The sequence below is a fragment of the Acidovorax cavernicola genome (assembly GCF_003581445.1).
Map to the genome: position 1 here is coordinate 37,034 of NZ_QXMN01000010.1, position 14,523 is coordinate 51,556.

Consider the following 14,523-nt stretch of genomic DNA (forward strand, 5'->3'; position numbering starts at 1 on the left):
CGTTGCGGGTCGGGGGCGCTCATGCGTCGCTCCGGTCGGACGGGCGCGCAGTGGCGGTCTTCACCGCCTCTGGCTGCACGCACTTGGGCAGTTCACCGAACACGTGCGGCTTGACCTGGTGATGCAGCCACGAGGTCGCGGTGGCCGGGCGGTCGAACACCTGCCGCACCAGCGGCGGGATCTGCTCGCCGAGCAGGATGCCCAGCAGGCCCACCAGGGCGATCACCGGCGGCGCCGGCGAGCGCACCTGGAAGAGCGCGTAGATCACGCCGACCAGCAGGCCGAGCGCGAGGGAAACGACATAGGTCTTCATGGTCGGTCGGCCTTCCGGGACGGGTGTCGCTCAACCCTCGTGGGCGCCGAACATCGTCTTGGCGTAGTCGATGCCGATACCGTACGCACCCCCCACCTTCTTCGCAATGCCCGTGGTCAGCTCGTAGGTGTCGCCACGCGCCCAGTCGCGCTGCAGCTCGAGCAGGTACTGCAGCGAGGTCATCGGCCGCGCGCCGGCCTGCACCATGCGGTCCATCGCGCGGTTGTGCGCCTCGGTCGACACGTCGCCGCAGGCGTCGGCGATCACGTACACCTCGAAGCCCTGGTCGAGCGCCGACAGCGCCGGGCCGACGATGCACACGCTGGTCCACAGGCCCGCCAGCACGATGCGCGGCTTGCCGATGGCGTTCACGCGGTCGATCACGGCAGCGTCTTCCCAGGTGTTCATCGAGGTGCGGTCGAGCATCGGCTGGCCGGGGAAGGCGTCGGTGATCTCGCTGAACATCGGGCCCGAGAAGCTCTTCTCGGCCACCGTCGTGAGGATGGTCGACACCTTGAAACCGGCCGCCGCCTGCGCCACCAGCGCGGCGTTGTTGCGCAGGTTCACGGCGTCGATCGAGTGCGTGGCAAAGGCCATCTGCGACTGGAAGTCGATCATCACCAGCGTGTGGTCGGTGGGGGTGAGCAGCTTCGAACCGGCGGTGGGGGTGGCTTGGATGGACATGAAAAGACTCCTGGGGTTGAGCGGATAATCGATTGGATTCACCATTGCTTCAGGAGGAAATCTCCTTGGCATGGACGCAATCATCGGTTCCGCATACCCGGCCTTCGACGAAACTTTTCACCATCCATGATCGAAGTTTTCGATCATTACCTTTCACCCTCTCAAGGACCACCGTGCTCAAGCTCACCCTGGAAGCCATCGAGGTCGTCGACGCCATCGCGCGCCACGGCTCCTTCGCCGCCGCCGCCACGCGGCTGAACAAGGTGCCCTCCACCATCTCCTACGCCGTGGGCAAGCTCGAGGAGCAGCTGGGCATGCTGCTGTTCGAGCGCAACGGCCCGCGCGTGACCCTCACCGGGGCCGGCGAGGAAATGCTCAAGGAAGGCCGGTGGCTGCTCGGCGCCGCGAGCGACCTCGAATCGCGCATGCGGCAAATCGCCACCGGCTACGAGTCGGAGCTGCGGCTGGTGCACGACTCGCTCATTCCCACCGAAGCGTTCATGAGCGACATCCGCGCCTTCGAAGACCTGCGCTGCGGCACGCGGCTGCGCATCGGCTGCGAGGCGCTCACCGGCAGCTGGGAAGCCCTGCGCGAAGGCCGCGCCGACATCGTCGTGGCCGCGGGCGAAGGCCCGGCCGGCGGCGGCTACCAGACCGCGGCCGTGGGCAGCCTCGAATTCGCCTTCTGCGTGGCGCCCACCCACCCGCTCACGCGGCTGACGCGCCCCGTGCAGCGCGGCGACCTCATCGACTGCAACGCCATCGTCGTCGGCGACACCGCGCGCATCCTGTCGGACCGCACCGTCGGCCTCATGGCCGGCCAGCCGCGCATCACCGTGCCGTCGATGGCCGCCAAGGTCGCCTGCCAAGTCGCCGGGCTGGGCCACGGCTTTCTGCCGCGTGCCTGCATCACCGGCGAGCTGGCGCGCGGCACGCTGGTCGAACTGCCGACCGAAGAGCCGCGCTCGCCCGAAGCCTTCTGGCTCGCGTGGAAGACCGGCGCGCAAGGCCAGGCGCTGCGCTGGTGGCGCGAGCGGCTGAACCGCGCGCTCGTGCCTGCGCTGCTGCCGCGCTCGTTCGGCTGAAGAGAAAGAAAAAGAAGAAAGAGCGGTGCGCGCTCAGCGGCCGGCGCGCAGCTTGTCCAGCGCCCGATCGAGAAACGCCAGGCGGTCCTGCCCCCAGAAGCGCTCGCCGTTCAGGATGAACGTGGGCGCGCCGAACACGCCCGCTTCCACCGCGTCGGCGCTGTTCGCGCGGTACACGGCCAGCACCTCGGCCGATTGCTCCATCGCCTGCAGCGCCGCGCCGTCGTAGCCGTTCTCGTCGGCGACGGCGATGCGCACCCCGGCCTGCGCCGTGTCGCGCTCCTCGGCCCACAGCGCGCGCAGCAGCGCGTGCGACAGCGGCTGCGCGTCGAGGCCCTTCAGCTGGGCGGCGATCACCATCCAGCCGGGGTACTTGTTCCAGTTCGGATCGGTGGGCGCGCCCTTGGGGTAGTGCGCGGGCTCCAGGTTCATCGGCATGCCGAGGTAGTCGCGCCAGCGCGAGAGCTCCAGCGCGTGGTACGTGCGGCGCGGCTCCGGGCGCGTCTTCAGCGGAATGCCGCCGGTCTGCGGCACCACCGCCTGGAAGTCGTAGGGCTTGAGCGTGAGCTGCACATGGTGGCGGCGCACGATGTCCTGGAGTTGCGGGCCGCCGAGGTAGGCCCAGGGCGAGGAAAGGCTGTAGTAGCAGTCGATGGCGATCATGCGGGGATTATGGTCAGCCCCCGGCCACCGCGCCGCGGGGCCGCCGGGCGCCGGCATACACCTCGCAACGCACCGCCCCGCGAACGCGGTGAAACTACGCCCCTTGCGCGCTCTGCATCTGCCGGCCCTGCCCTTGCGATGCACCGCCGCCACTTTCCGGGAGCCCCGATTTGCAGCCGAAGACTCAAGCCAAGATTGCCCGCATTGCCCTGTCCGCCTCGGCCGCCGCCATCGGCAGCCTCGCCGCCTACTGGACCCTGCTCGCCACGCGCCAGGGCCACATTCTTTTCAACGCCCGCAAGCTGCCTGTGGTGCATCTGTCGGACGACTTCTCGACCTATTCCCACTCCGTGCCGGGCGGCATGGTGCGCGGCTACGTGTACCACCCGCAGGGCGAAGACGCGCTGCAAGATCTGTTCATCTACTTCGCCGGCCGCGGCGAAGACGTGCGCGCCACCGCGCAGATGCTGCACTGGCTGCCCGAGGGCTTCGGCTTTGCCGCGCTCAACTACCGGGGCGTGGCCGACTCGGAGGGCACGCCTTCCGAAATCGCCTCCGTGGCCGACGCCGCCCAGTTCGCCAACCACCTGCGCCGCGCCTTCCCGCACGCGCGCCTGCACGTGGTGGGCCGCAGCCTCGGCACCGGCGTGGCCATCCAGCTCGTGGCGCAGCAGAAGTTCGAGAGCCTGCAGCTCGTCACGCCCTACGACTCGCTGCTCGAAGTCGCCAAGAAGCGCTTTCCGCTCGTGCCGCTGTCGCTGCTGCTGCGGCACCGCTTCAACTCCATCGAGCACAGCAAGGAAGTCGCCGCCAAGACCCAGGTGCTGCTGGCCGCGAGCGACGACGTGGTGCCGCACGAACGCTCCGAAAAACTCATCGCCGCCTGGCCCACGCCCGTGAGCGTGCAGACCGTGTCGAACTCGGACCACCACAACATCACCGGACTCGAAGAGACCTGGCTGATGCTGGTGGACTTTGCGTTGACGGCGGTGTTGCCGGAGCCGAAGGCGGCTTGAGGCGTTGCGGGCCGGTCGTGGTGCAGAGGCTTCACGCCGGCCTCTGTGGGCTAGACCGGCTTGAGTGAGGGTTGCGCTTGCAGCGCGTCGCGCACGGCGCCGGCTGTTGTGTTGACGGTGGCGATGCGTGTCATCAACGCTTCGTTGAGCAGGCGCAGCAAGGCGCTCAGTTCGGTGCGGGTGGGGGCGAACTCTTCGCTGTCGTTCAGGGCGCCGGTGTCTACGAGCTTTTCTAGGGCGGTGTAGGCGCGCATTACTGCGTTGAGGTTGTCGGCGTCGTCGCAGGCCTGCAGGGCGAGGTCGTCGAGAGAGGGCAAGACGAGATCGTGCTGACTGGGTAATTGCCCGGGCGCGGATGCAGCTTCAGCCATGAGAGGCCTCCAAGAATTTCGGTTTGCTACAACCGCCGCACCCGCTTCCAAACGGGGGCGGCAGCTCAAACGGGTTGGAAGACCGGGAAACTCTTGCAAGAAACCGGCAGGGCTCGCGCCTTCCCGTTCGAGCCTCCAAAAAATGGAGGCGCAAACAGAGAAGCCGCAGTCCAAGTTGCGGTGACCGCGGCTTTCGTCGCAGAACTTCTGCGGGCGTCCAAACCCGGCCGCGCTTGTACGCGACGGCGACAGATATCTACGGATTGCACTAAACGCCTTCAACGCTCAAGCGTCCGAAATCACCCTCTCGCAACATTGGACGCTCCTGCCCCCCTTTTTTTGTTCATTAAAAACGCATCAAAATGAAATCCCTCATCGCTCTGACTGCCACAGAAAATGGGTGTCAAATAAAACGAAGGGCAATGCAGAATTTCGAAAGATTACGCGTACCCCTTGTTATTCCTAACGAACACCATACGCCACCGATGATCAAAATCATCCAAATCACGAGCACCAATAGAATTAGGAGGAAAGGCTTTTGAAACACGCGCTGCGCGCATCCACTCTGCCCATTTTTTATTTAATGAGGAATTTTCATTCTTAAAATGATTTTCGTCTGCTGCCCGCAAGGCATGAGAAAAGAAGGTGATGTAAGGATGCTCCCACTCGAGGCCAGAATCTCTTGCAATTTGTCTTGAATTCTCCAATGAATCAACCCCCTCCCAAAAACGATCAACACCGACTTGATCTTTCCTATTGATCCCAATATGCACGCAGACTTTACCAAGCGTGGTGTGAGTAAATGGGTCACTATGGTGTAGCGTGACAGCTTTTTTGGCAAATGAAAATGCTTTGGATTCGTCGTTGTTTTCGCTAGCAAGCAGTGCTCGCTGCTCCCAGAATCTCGCATTCCAACCACACGCCAATTCTAATTCTCCATACCAATCATCAGCGCGTTCACCTACATTACTAACTACGACCTGCCAACTCATAAGGCTCTTCATTATCTGATAAGCGAGCGTTCTACGAGCAATTGCGGAGCGAACGACGATCGGCGCAAGGGTTGAGGCAATTACCTTCGACCACAGGTATTTCTTTTCCACCGACAACTGGTTCCACACAAATTCAGAGAAAGCGCGACTCCGAAGTCTTGCACCATTGCGGTCGATGTAGCCAAGTTGCTGCAACGGGCCCTTATCAGCAAATATTTCATTCTGCGCATACGTAGCTCTGTAAGAGTCGAAAATAAAGAACGGCAAGGAATAACCAAATCTGTGAACGGCTGCGACAGCTGACAATAAATTTCGATCTACATCGGCAACGTCGGATGCACCTCGAAACATATTTACAATTGCATCCCGATAGGGATGCGCATTTTCCAAGCTCTCAAGCCACTCCAAGATATGACCTCCATATACTTTGGAAAATTCGAACCAAGCATTTGCTTCAGATAAATTCGCGCATCGACCAAGTCGGCCTTTGTCGCTTCTTTTTTGAAATAGAAGCTCAAACGACCGCCGCTTCAAAGGACTCATACTAATAGTACGAACATCTGCACCTCGCCAGTCAGCAGTTACGGCTCTAGTTCGAACAAGGTCACATGCCGCGAGCACTAGTATCTTGCAATTCAACTGATCTGCGACCTCCATGAGCTCGACAAATAGACTTGAATAATTTGCGCAATCATCAAAAAGAAGAACTAATTTTTCATTTCGAGCGAGATACAAAAACAATTCATCGACATTAAATCCTTCTTCCCCTCGAAATTCCCACACGCTGTAACCTGCGTTCAATAATGTCAAAGCTGCTCGAAACAACGCTGCAGTCTTTCCCGATGTAGGACCACCATTAATCAGACTAACTCGCGCTATCGCATCGCTATCAGTAGCAAGGTGATTTGCGGCAGTTTTAGACTCTTCAAAAATGGCATCATTTCCATTTACTACATGACTCCATTGAGTTTCAGCAGCCTCATAAAAATTAAGGACCTTACGCTTTACAAGACTATCGTCTTTTTTACTCAATAGTTTAAAATGAGATTTCAACTCCAAATACCCACGATTCAAAGCCTCATCAGTCACTTCATTATCCGAGCGCCAGTTTTCAATATCCTCAATTAGAGCTTTGAAGAATTTTTCTCCATCCGCAGCGACTGCAAGAAGTCCTTGTCGTTCAAAACGTTCTTTTTGCCCCGGCGAGAACGAGCGAAGAACAATCAGCGATGGGCAACCTCCGCGCGCACGAGATTGATTACCAAAATTCAGGACAGTCGACAAATCGTATTCTTCCTGAAGACGAGCGCCACAAACAATAAAAGGTTTTTGACAAAATTCAGAGCGAAACTCCGTGTGCCATCCAGGGCTAGCTTCAGCCCTGCTAGCATATTCAACCATGGAAAAAATCAAATGATCGGGATGATCATTTAGCTCACTAGCCCGGCCATGCAAATGCACTATTTGCAATTCACGCCTATCCATGCGACGCGGCTCATAGGCGTCACCCCATGAAAATACCTTCTTTTTCTCGTGCTTTGGATCTGACGCCACCCGCTCAAGAACGTCGTCGATATTTAATGTCCAAATACGCTTCCAGGGAACGCTTCTGATGCTTGATTGCCACGTCGGACTACATCTTGTAAATCTCTTTTGCAAAAAAGAATTTAGCCGACCTCGATATGAGGCTTGACTCTTAATATCGTTATAGACCAAAGGTAAATTTTCAGCCTCACCATTTACAAGTCCGAGGTCGAAAATTGTGTTCATTTCCTTTGCAAGTTCGCCCCCACCGGCTAGAGCAACGCCATCCCCGCCTGTTGCACCAAAACTCGCTCCCGCACCAGTTAGCAAGCTAACCGCCTCCTCTGTGAGGGCCGCCACGAGTTTTTTTGCATCCGATTCTGGAATATTGAATTCAGTAACAAGCTTCATCGTTCCGCCCTCATAAATGATTTTTGAAATTTGAAATAAATTCAATCCAACCGTGAGCGGCGAAGCTCCTCGGCTAGATGATGGATTCTCACTGCATCATCGATCATGCCGGATGTTGTAGTAGCGTGAAGTCTTGATAACGGCTGCTGAAGTGAGTTTGCATGGAGAGTTGGCAAAAATAGCCCGTTGCGACAAGCGGAACTGGATGTCTTCTCAGCGCTGTTGGAATCTCCGCCACAGCAGCGTCAATCAGCGTCACTCTCGCTTTGCACGCGCTTCAATAGTTGATTCAATCGCAACTATCTTCTGTCTCGTACCCCATTTATCCGCAAAGGTAACCACGAGACACTCCTCCTCATCCCCCAAGGAGTGCTCTCATGCCCATCGCCCTGCTAGCGCTGACCCTCAGCGCCTTCGCCATCGGAACGACCGAGTTCGTCATCGTTGGCCTCATCCCCACCGTCGCTGCCGACCTCGGCATCGGCCTCCCCTCGGCCGGCCTGCTGGTCAGTCTCTATGCGCTGGGCGTTGCCATTGGCGCGCCGGTGCTCACGGCCCTCACGGGCAAGCTGCCGCGCAAGGCGCTGCTGCTCGGGCTGATGGCCCTCTTCACGGTCGGCAATCTGCTGGCGTGGCAAGCGCCCAGCTATGAATCGCTGATTGCCGCCCGCGTGCTCACGGGGCTGGCGCACGGGGTGTTCTTCTCGATCGGCTCGACGATTGCCACCGGCCTGGTGCCGAAGGAAAAGGCGGCGAGCGCCATCGCGATCATGTTCACGGGGCTCACGGTGGCGCTGGTCACGGGCGTGCCGCTGGGCACGTTCATCGGGCAGCACTTCGGCTGGCGCGAGACTTTCCTGGCGGTGTCGGCGCTGGGCGTGGTGGCCTTCATCGGCAGCTGGATCTTCGTGCCGGGCAACATCCGCCACACGCCGCCGGCCTCGCTGGCGCAGCAGGCCAAGGTGCTGGCCGAGCCGCGCCTCCTGCTGGTGTATGCCAAGACGGCCATCGGCTATGGCGGCTCGTTCATTCCGTTCACGTTCCTGGCGCCGATCCTCACGGAGGTGTCGGGCTTCAGCGCCGGCGCAGTGGGCTGGGTGATGCTGGTCTATGGCCTCTCGGTGGCGGTGGGCAACATCTGGGGCGGCAAGCTGGCCGACCGGCTGGGGCCGATTCCGGCGCTGAAGATCATCTTTGCGCTGCTGGCGGCCGTGCTGCTGGTCTTCAACTTCGCGGCGCCGCACAAGTGGCTGGCGTTGGTGGCGGTGCTGATGTGGGGCGCGGTGGCGTTCGGCAACGTGCCGGGGCTGCAGGTGTACGTGGTGAAGCAGGCCGAGCGCTTCACGCCGCAGGCGGTGGACGTGGCCTCGGGCCTGAACATCGCGGCCTTCAACCTGGGCATTGCCCTCGCCGCCTGGGCCGGCGGCCTGATCGTGACGCACCTCGGGCTGATGCACACGCCCTGGATCGGCGCACTCGTCGTGCTGGTCTCTCTGGCCCTCACGCAGTGGAGCGGCTCGCTCGACCGTCGTGCCGGCATTCCGGTGCGCGCCTCGGGGCCGGTGCCGGTCGGGCACTGAGCTTTCCTCTTCTCCCCTCCTTCCTCTCTTTTCTTTCTTCTCTTTCTTTGAACGCAAGGACCACACACGTCATGACCACGAACAACAACGTTCCCATTCCCGCCTTCGGCCTCGGCACCTTCCGCCTGCAGGGCCAGGTGGTGATCGACTCGGTGAAGAACGGCCTCGAAGCGGGCTACCGCACGATCGACACGGCGCAGATCTACGGCAACGAAGCCGAAGTCGGCCAGGCCATTGCCGAAAGCGGCGTGGCCCGCCAAGACCTGTTCATCACCACCAAGATCTGGACCGACCACTACGCCAAGGACAAGCTGGTGCCCAGCCTGAAGGACAGCCTCGCGAAGCTGCGCACAGACCATGTGGACCTGACGCTGATCCACTGGCCCTCGCCCGGCAACGCGGTGCCGGTGGCAGAGTTCATGGGCGCGCTGGCCGAAGCGCAGGCGCAGGGGCTCACGAAGCAGATCGGCGTGTCGAACTTCAACATCGCGCTGATGCAGGAGGCCATTGCCGCCGTGGGCGCGCAGAACATCGCCACCAACCAGATCGAGCTGCACCCCTACCTGCAGAACCGCAAGGTGGCGGCCTTCGCGCAGAGCCAGGGCATTCGCATCACCTCGTACATGACGCTGGCCTACGGCAAGGTGCTGAACGACCCGGTGATCGGCGCCATTGCCACGGCGCACGACGCCACGCCCGCGCAGGTGGTGCTGGCCTGGGCGATGCAGCTGGGCTACGCGGTGATTCCGTCGTCGACGAAGCGCGCGAACCTCGAAAGCAACCTGAAGACGCAACAGCTGACGCTGACCGAGGCCGAGATGGCGCAGATCGCGGCACTCGACCGGGGCGAGCGGCTGACCGATCCGGCAGGGCTGTCGCCGGCCTGGGATTGAGCCCGAAGGCACGGGCGGGGCCGCACGGCAGAATGCGGTGAGCCCTGGGGGCGTCGTGATCGGCGCCCTTTCCTTTTGCCTCTTTTCTTTCGCCAGCCATGACCGACATCCAGACCCGCATCACCGACAGCTTCAACGCACAGGGCCTGATGGCCACGCTCGGCGCGCGGCTGGTGCATGTGGCCGACGGCGAGGTTCACATCGAGATGCCGTTCTCGAAGGCGCTGTCGCAGCAGCGCGGCTATGTGCATGCGGGCGCGGTGACGAGCATCGTCGACAGCGCCTGCGGCTATGCGGGCCTGACGAAGGCGCCGCAGGGTTGCGACGTGGTGACGGCGGAATTCAAGATCAACTTCATGCGGCCCGCGCTGGGCGAGCGCTTCCTGGCGGTGGGCCGGGTGCAGAGCTCGGGCAAGCTGCTCGCGGTGTGCACAGGCGAAGTGCGCGCCTTCGCGAAGGCGGGCGACACGGACTACAAGGTGGTGGCGATGATGCAGGCGACCATCGTGAACGTGGCGCAGTAGGGGCGGGCTTTCGCTCCTTCGCCGTTTCGCGGCTACCCGCGCGGCACGGTCGCTTCGCCCTGTGCCTGCTGTTGCTGTTGTTGCTGCTTCTTCTCCAGCTCGGCGATCACCTCGCGGCACATGGCCTGCAGTTCGCCGGCGACAGCATCGGGTGCCTTGCGCAACTCGGCGATGTCGCGCTCCCCGACGCAATGGCCTTCGAGGCGCACGTAGATGCGCGTGAAGTTGCCCCCGAGCGCGCGTGCCACGTCGCGCAGGCAATCGGGCAGGCTGGCAAAGCCGGTGTGGCGATAAGAGCTGGGCGGGATCACGCCCTTGGAGCGTGGCGCGCGCACGGAATACAAGTACGACGCGCCCTCCGACCGCAGCTCCACCACGGGCTGCAGACCGCGCTGAACGTCGCCGTTGCCTTGCTTTCCTTGCATGGGGCGGAGTGTAAATCTGGCACAGGCAGAATCCGCCAGACAGGCCGAAGGCCGCTTCGCAAACGGTGGTTCTTCTTCATTCCCTGGTGGTGCGTCACGGCGACGCCGGACTGCATCCGCCATTCACATTTCAGACCCATGGCCAATCGCTCCTACCTCTACAGCCTCAGCAACCGGCCCACGGCGTACGCGGACCGGCCCGAAACGATCTCGGGCCTGTCCGAGTGGAACTACGACATCCCGTTCATGTACCGGCTGCTGATGTCGGGCGAGCCGCAGCTGTGCGCTTCGCTGATCTCCGACGGCCTGGACAGTGACGAAGGGGACGAGAAGGTCAGGCTGTACGCGATCAGCGGCCGCTTCGAGCCGGGCTTTGCGCGGGTGAAGGGCCTTGTCGCCCTCATGCGGTTTCTGGCGGAGCAGGCGCCACCTCCTGCGCCTGCTGCCGCGCCACAGGCGACGTCGTTCGTCGGCCGGCTCAAGCACTGGTTCTCGCCACCCAGCCCGCCAACTGCGGCGCCTGCCGCGGCGGCGAAAACCGCGGTGGGCTCCGCGCACCTGCTGACATGGCTGGACGACACCCTCGCCTTTCTGGAAGCCCATCGCGACGAGTACCTGCTGCTGGAGACGGTCGAGCTCGACACGATGAGCGAATCGGAAGAAGGCCCGCTGCGGGCCTGCGTCGAACAGGAACTCGCCCGTTGCCAGCAGGCCGGCGCGGCGCTCGATGCGTTGCCGCAAGACATCGCGGCGGCTGCGCAGCAGTTGCGCGAGGCAGGGGCAAGAAAGCAGGCAGCGCCGCTCGATGCCTTCTTCGGGCTGCGCTTCGACGACGACTGCGACAGCACGCGCAGCCGCGCGACGGAATATCCGCTGGGGCTGCAGTGGTCGGAGGTTCTGTACTTCGGGCTGTTCAACCGCGCCGAGTTCGAGGAGGCAACGCGCGGCGACGCTACTGCTGCGTAGCGCGACCTGGCTTCAGCCGCCGCGCCGCGGCTCGGCCCACGCCGAGAGGATGCGCACGGCTTCGGCGTCCATCTTCTGCTCGGCCGGCTGCGCACGCGCGGCCAGTGGTGCGCCGGCTTCGGTGCGCAGCACGTCGACATCGATGGGGTGGCGCGCCGCCACGGTCACTCCTTTGAACGCTTCGCCCGATTGCGCGAGCGTGGCCGCGTAGTAGAGCTGGCCGATGCCCGCAATGTGCATGGCGGCCACGCACATGGCGCAGGGTTCGCACGAGGTGTAGAGCTCGCAGCCCGACAGGTCGACGGTGCCGAGATTGCGGCAGGCATCGCGGATCGCCTCGACCTCGCCGTGCGAAGTCGGGTCGTGGTGCGCGACGGAGTGGTTGAAGCCCTCGCCGACCACCACGCCGTCCTTGACGACGACGGCGCCGAAGGGCTCGGTGCCGGGCTCCTGGAGTGCACGGGCCGAAAGCGCCAGGGCGCGCTGCATGAAGTGTTCGTTGTACATCGGTGGAATCTCCTTGTTGCTCAGGCCTTGCGGGCGTGGTCGATGGGGGAAGGCTTCGACGCGCTCTGCGTGTCGAAAAGGCCGGCCGTGGCATGGGCGTAGCGGCGCGGATCGAAGCGCAGCACCGCGGGCAGCAGCAGCACGGTGACGGCGGCCAGATAGGCCCAGGCCATGGTGAAGCCACCCGTCTGCTCGCGCACCCAGCCGGTGACGAAGGGCGCGAGCGCCGCGATCATGAAGCCCACGCCCTGCATGAAGCCTGCGAGCGCACCGGCCTGCGCGGGGTCGGGCCGGTGATCGAGCGCGAGCACCATGCACAGCGAGAAGGCACCGCCCAGGCCGGCGCCGAGCACGACGGCGATGACGGCCGCCGGCACGGGCAGCGCGAGCCCGAGCGCCGCGAAGCCCGCGAGCTGCGCGAGCAGCGCACCGACCAGCCAGGGCCGCAGGTCGCGCTGGCCGCCGCGCCGCGCGAGCGCCGGCAGGGTGAGCGCACCGACGACCTGCGCCAGCGTCATCAGCGCGAGCACGGCGCCGCCCTGCTGAGCAGTCCAGCCGCGCTCGGCATGGAAGTAATGCGGCAGCCACGCGACAAGGCTCGTGTAGCCGCCGTTGATGAGGCCGAAGCACAGGGCCAGCAGCCACGCGCGGCGGTGGCCGAAGCAGCGCAGCCAGGCGCGGTCGAGCGACGGGTCGCTGGCACCGCGTGCGGATGAGGGCGCGGACGGCAGCTGCCTTGCGCCGCGCAGCCACGCCACGAGCGCCACGAACGCGAGCACCGCCCACATGGCGAGGCCGGCGTGCCAGTCGAGTTGCGCATCGCCGCCCAGGGCGCGCGCGAGCCACGGGCTGGCCATCGCACCGAGCCCGCCGCCGCCCATGATGGCGGCCGAGTAGAGCCCGGTCATGAGGCCCAGCCGCGCGGGGTACGCCTGCTTGACCACGCCGGGCATGAGCGCCTGCACCAGCCCCACGCCCGCGCCCGCGAGCGCGGCGCTCCACAACAACGCCGCGGCGCCGCCCGCCACATAGCGGCCGGCGCAGGCCAGCGCGATGGCGCCGAGCCCGAGCGCGATGCCACCGCGCGCGCCCAGGCGCTGGCCCACGGCGGCGCCGGACAGCGACACGGCGCCCATCGCGAACATCGGCAGCACGGTGAGCAGCGCGACGGCATGAAAGCCGATGCCGGTCGCGGCACGGATCGGTTCGAGCAAGGGGCTGCTCGACGTGAGAAAGGCGCGCAGGTTGAGCGCCACGAGCACGACCACGCAGGCAAAGAAGACCGGGCCCGCGCCGCTGCGCGAGCTGACGGATGCGGGAGATGCGTTGCGGCTCACGCGGGCACGGCGCCGGGCACCAGCGTGCCGTCGCGCGCGACGACGCGGCCGCCCGACACCACGAGCCGGCGCACCGGGCGCGCCACCACGGCCTGCGCCACGGTCTGTGCATCGACCAGCACGAGGTCGGCGCGGCAGCCCACGTCGAGCCCGTAGGCCTCGAAGCCGCAGCCACGCGCGCCGGCGTGGGTGACGGTGTCGAGTGCGACTTCGAGCTCGTCGTCGCGGCGCAGGTTGTAGCGCAAGCCGATGATCATGGCGCGCTCGAGCATGTCGGGGTTGCCATAGGGCGACCAGGTGTCGCGGATGCCGTCGTTGCCGCCGAGCACGGTCACGCCGGCCGCGCGGCAGGCCATGAGCGAGGGCACGGTGCGCGAAGGCGGCGCGCTGGTGATGAGCACCACGCCGAGCCTCGCCATGCGCGCGAGCAGCGCGTCGCGCTCGCGTTCGCTCACGTCGCCGAGGCAGAAGCCGTGGCTGATCGCCACCTTGCCCTGCATGCCGAGCGCCTCGGTGCGCTGCAGGATCAGGTCGAGCGAGAAGGCGCCCATGGCGCCGGGTTCGTGCAGGTGGATGTCGACGGGACGCTGGTGCTTGTGGGCAATGCCGAAGAGCACGTCGAGCGACTTCACGGGGTCGCCGTCGATGGCGCAGGGGTCGAGGCCGCCGAGCACGTCGGCGCCCAGTGCGAGCGACTGGTCGAGCAGCTCGGCCGTGCCGGGGCGCCCGAGCAGGCCCGACTGCGGAAAGGCCACGATCTGGATCTGCTGCACCTCGCGCAGCGTCTCGCGCGTGCGCAGCGTGCCTTCGAGGTGGCGCAGGCCGGCCTGGGTGTCGACATCGACATGCGTGCGCAGCCGCGTGGTGCCCAGCGCGAGAAAGGCCTTGGCGAGCACCAGTGACTGGGCAGCGGCGTCGTGCCCGCTGGCATGGCGGAAGGCGCGCTCGTTCTCGATCTTGTCGATGAGGTTGGTGCCGACCTCGTTGCGGTACCAGTCCATGCCCCACATCGTCTTGTCGAGATGGGTGTGGCCTTCGACGAGGCCGGGCAGCAGCAAGGCGCCGCCGCCGTCTTCGACTTCAGTGCCGGCCGGTGCGGCGAGCGCCGCGCCGATCTCGGCGATGCGGCCGTCCTGCACGCAAACATCGACAGGAGAAGCGCCGAGGGGGCGCACGTTGCGGATCAGGAGCGACGAGGTCATTCGATTTTCGATTTTGTTCGTGAGGCAGGA

Annotated in this window: 15 protein-coding genes; 6 read left to right on the forward strand and 9 right to left on the reverse strand. The window is 64.0% G+C overall.

What is annotated here, in order from left to right; genetic code table 11:
- Positions 1-19 precede the first annotated feature (19 nt).
- Together D3H34_RS10800 and D3H34_RS10805 are read right to left on the reverse strand one after the other, a co-directional pair.
- The gene (locus D3H34_RS10800) at positions 20-313 is read right to left on the reverse strand and encodes a DUF1427 family protein (protein WP_119553456.1); all 294 of its coding nucleotides are present in this window, start codon (positions 311-313) and stop codon (positions 20-22) included.
- Between the two features lie 30 nt (positions 314-343).
- Complete coding sequence (locus D3H34_RS10805; protein WP_119553457.1) at positions 344-997, reverse strand: hydrolase; 654 nt, start codon at positions 995-997, stop codon at positions 344-346.
- A 173-nt stretch (positions 998-1,170) separates the two neighbouring features.
- Here D3H34_RS10805 and D3H34_RS10810 point away from each other — a divergent pair, with 173 nt between their 5' ends.
- Entirely contained in the window at positions 1,171-2,082 is a 912-nt protein-coding gene (locus tag D3H34_RS10810) for a LysR family transcriptional regulator (RefSeq protein WP_119553458.1), read from the forward strand.
- Positions 2,083-2,115: 33 nt separating this feature from the next.
- On the opposite strand, the gene D3H34_RS10815 is transcribed toward D3H34_RS10810, so the two are convergent.
- The gene (locus tag D3H34_RS10815; RefSeq protein WP_119553459.1) at positions 2,116-2,745 is read right to left on the reverse strand and encodes a 2-hydroxychromene-2-carboxylate isomerase; all 630 of its coding nucleotides are present in this window, start codon (positions 2,743-2,745) and stop codon (positions 2,116-2,118) included.
- 170 nt (positions 2,746-2,915) lie between these two features.
- On the opposite strand from D3H34_RS10815, the gene D3H34_RS10820 reads away from it, so the two are divergent.
- On the forward strand, positions 2,916-3,761 hold the full coding sequence (locus D3H34_RS10820) for an alpha/beta hydrolase (RefSeq protein WP_205736710.1): 846 nt from the start codon (positions 2,916-2,918) through the stop codon (positions 3,759-3,761).
- A 50-nt stretch (positions 3,762-3,811) separates the two neighbouring features.
- On the opposite strand, the gene D3H34_RS10825 is transcribed toward D3H34_RS10820, so the two are convergent.
- Complete coding sequence (locus D3H34_RS10825) at positions 3,812-4,078, reverse strand: hypothetical protein (RefSeq protein ID WP_286185620.1); 267 nt, start codon at positions 4,076-4,078, stop codon at positions 3,812-3,814.
- 494 nt (positions 4,079-4,572) lie between these two features.
- Positions 4,573-7,059, reverse strand: coding sequence for a P-loop NTPase (locus D3H34_RS10830; RefSeq protein ID WP_119553557.1), 2,487 nt, complete (start codon positions 7,057-7,059; stop codon positions 4,573-4,575).
- A gap of 377 nt (positions 7,060-7,436) precedes the next feature.
- Between D3H34_RS10830 and D3H34_RS10835 the strand changes: the two genes are divergently transcribed.
- The 3 genes from D3H34_RS10835 (at position 7,437) to D3H34_RS10845 (ending at position 10,056) form a co-directional block, all read left to right on the forward strand.
- Positions 7,437-8,639, forward strand: a complete 1,203-nt coding sequence (locus tag D3H34_RS10835) for an MFS transporter (protein WP_119553461.1) — start codon at positions 7,437-7,439, stop codon at positions 8,637-8,639.
- Positions 8,640-8,710: 71 nt separating this feature from the next.
- Positions 8,711-9,532: a 2,5-didehydrogluconate reductase DkgB gene (gene dkgB / locus D3H34_RS10840; protein ID WP_119553462.1), complete on the forward strand. Its 822-nt coding sequence runs from the start codon at positions 8,711-8,713 to the stop codon at positions 9,530-9,532.
- Between the two features lie 98 nt (positions 9,533-9,630).
- Entirely contained in the window at positions 9,631-10,056 is a 426-nt protein-coding gene (locus tag D3H34_RS10845) for a PaaI family thioesterase (RefSeq protein WP_119553463.1), read from the forward strand.
- Positions 10,057-10,088: 32 nt separating this feature from the next.
- Here D3H34_RS10845 and D3H34_RS10850 read toward each other — a convergent pair whose 3' ends face one another.
- Entirely contained in the window at positions 10,089-10,481 is a 393-nt protein-coding gene (locus D3H34_RS10850) for a hypothetical protein (RefSeq protein WP_119553464.1), read from the reverse strand.
- Positions 10,482-10,619: 138 nt separating this feature from the next.
- On the opposite strand from D3H34_RS10850, the gene D3H34_RS10855 reads away from it, so the two are divergent.
- The gene (locus D3H34_RS10855; protein ID WP_119553465.1) at positions 10,620-11,447 is read left to right on the forward strand and encodes a DUF7822 domain-containing protein; all 828 of its coding nucleotides are present in this window, start codon (positions 10,620-10,622) and stop codon (positions 11,445-11,447) included.
- Positions 11,448-11,459: 12 nt separating this feature from the next.
- Here D3H34_RS10855 and D3H34_RS10860 read toward each other — a convergent pair whose 3' ends face one another.
- From D3H34_RS10860 to D3H34_RS10870, 3 genes are read right to left on the reverse strand one after another with little or no spacing between them, the layout of a single operon-like run.
- Positions 11,460-11,954: a nucleoside deaminase gene (locus D3H34_RS10860; RefSeq protein WP_119553466.1), complete on the reverse strand. Its 495-nt coding sequence runs from the start codon at positions 11,952-11,954 to the stop codon at positions 11,460-11,462.
- A gap of 20 nt (positions 11,955-11,974) precedes the next feature.
- Entirely contained in the window at positions 11,975-13,291 is a 1,317-nt protein-coding gene (locus D3H34_RS10865) for a cyanate transporter (protein ID WP_119553467.1), read from the reverse strand.
- A complete protein-coding gene (locus D3H34_RS10870; protein WP_119553468.1) occupies positions 13,288-14,493 on the reverse strand; it encodes an amidohydrolase family protein in 1,206 nt (401 codons plus the stop codon). Before D3H34_RS10870 ends, D3H34_RS10865 begins: the two co-directional genes overlap by 4 nt.
- Positions 14,494-14,523 lie beyond the last annotated feature (30 nt).